The organism is Fulvivirga aurantia, from assembly GCF_009711475.1.
Classification (GTDB): Bacteria; Bacteroidota; Bacteroidia; order Cytophagales; family Cyclobacteriaceae; genus Fulvivirga; species Fulvivirga aurantia.
In genome coordinates this window covers 1-1,300 of record NZ_SMMD01000249.1, presented here as the reverse complement: position 1 = coordinate 1,300, position 1,300 = coordinate 1, and the positions used below count along the sequence as shown (strand labels likewise).

Sequence of the window (1,300 nt, the reverse complement as noted above, 5' to 3'; positions counted from 1 at the left end):
TAGCATTTAATCCTTTATCAAGAAATAGCTTGTAGCTCTTTTGGTTAGCTGTTATAACCACAGCATCTACTCCGTGCATTTTCAGCCTTTCTCCTAATAACCCAGCAGTTTTATTTCCACCGATAATAAAGAGTTTAAACTGTTTCTGACCACTCACGCTCGTAAATTTGTATAAGAATGGCGATAATACGGAGCTTATGATAGCTGTAATTACAATGGCTGCATTAGCTGCTGGTCCGATTATACCTAAAGAAATACCAATCTGTGCAGTGGCAATCATGAGTCCCATACGCGATGACAATAACAAGCCTGCTGCTGTTGTTTTCTTGATGCCAAAAATTGATGTAACAAGATATGTTGGCACCATTTGAGTAAGAAATGTAGCTGCCAACAGTACCAATACAAATGGAACAGACTGGCCGAAATCTCCCATTGCCGAAAGGTCTAAGTTAACACCTACCATAATGAAGAAAATAGGTATGAAGAAGCCATAACCCATACCATCTAATTTAAAGAGAAGGGCAGAGCGCTCTTTGGCCAAAAACATAGAAAGCAACGTGCCGGCAAAGAAAGCCCCCAACACCGGCTCCGTATTAATTACATCTGCTATTACAATAAAGAATAGGAGTATCGCTATAGAGCCTCTTATTCTAATTTGAGAAGCCGCATGCTCAAGCGTGTACATAATTTGCTTGAATAGCGTGATTTTAACCAGTTGTTTTCCTACAAAATAGCAAGCGAAGAATACTACGAAAATCACTAGGAAGAGAAGCAACTCGGTCTGAAATCCTTTTTGTAGTACCCCAGAGTAGATAGAGATCAGGATAATGCTCATGATCGTGGCGATAGCGCCTACCATTAAAATTATCTGCCCAAACTTTCTATTGAGTTCACCGTCATTTTTTAGAATAGGTACAATAATGCTCAGCGCCACTGTCGGGAATAGAATGGTGAAAAAGATAATGTCTATCTCGAAGAATAGCGATACTACCCACGAAGCAGGCCATGAAAGTAAGAGTGAGCCGAAATAAATGATATTAGCCACTATAAAAGAGTTGCTGATCATATCCACTTTGCGAATTTTCTTAGGTAGTGAAGAGATGATCTTATCAATATCTAAGGCAAGGCCACTTAAGAATATTAAGAACAAAAAGCCGGTTTGCGAAAGGAAATCGAGGTGTGGAGTATCTCCAAGTAGGTCTAAAACAGAAGGGCCGATAATTACCCCCATTATGATCTCTACAATAACCGTGGGGACTTTCGACACTTCAAACCAACTTAGAATCATGGGTACAGCCCA

The 1,300-nt window shown here is 39.9% G+C and carries 1 protein-coding gene; it reads right to left on the bottom strand.

Annotated features, from left to right (window positions below):
- On the bottom strand, positions 1–1,300 hold a 1,300-nt coding region (locus tag E1176_RS00875), incomplete at both ends, for a cation:proton antiporter (RefSeq protein WP_155208705.1).